Genomic DNA, 614 nt, shown 5'->3' with positions numbered 1-614 from the left:
GCTAATACCGGATAACATTTTGAACTGCATGGTTCGAAATTGAAAGGCGGCTTCGGCTGTCACTTATGGATGGACCCGCGTCGCATTAGCTAGTTGGTGAGGTAACGGCTCACCAAGGCAACGATGCGTAGCCGACCTGAGAGGGTGATCGGCCACACTGGGACTGAGACACGGCCCAGACTCCTACGGGAGGCAGCAGTAGGGAATCTTCCGCAATGGACGAAAGTCTGACGGAGCAACGCCGCGTGAGTGATGAAGGCTTTCGGGTCGTAAAACTCTGTTGTTAGGGAAGAACAAGTGCTAGTTGAATAAGCTGGCACCTTGACGGTACCTAACCAGAAAGCCACGGCTAACTACGTGCCAGCAGCCGCGGTAATACGTAGGTGGCAAGCGTTATCCGGAATTATTGGGCGTAAAGCGCGCGCAGGTGGTTTCTTAAGTCTGATGTGAAAGCCCACGGCTCAACCGTGGAGGGTCATTGGAAACTGGGAGACTTGAGTGCAGAAGAGGAAAGTGGAATTCCATGTGTAGCGGTGAAATGCGTAGAGATATGGAGGAACACCAGTGGCGAAGGCGACTTTCTGGTCTGTAACTGACACTGAGGCGCGAAAGCG

At 53.3% G+C, this 614-nt stretch carries 1 rRNA gene; it reads left to right on the top strand.

Annotation, left to right across the window (positions count from 1 at the left end):
* Nucleotides 1-614 (top strand): 16S ribosomal RNA (locus MR167_RS31655); the annotation flags it as partial.

The organism is Bacillus cereus group sp. BfR-BA-01355, from assembly GCF_022663675.1.
Lineage (GTDB): Bacteria > Bacillota > Bacilli > Bacillales > Bacillaceae_G > Bacillus_A > Bacillus_A thuringiensis_S.
This window is presented reverse-complemented; position numbering and strand designations above follow the sequence as displayed.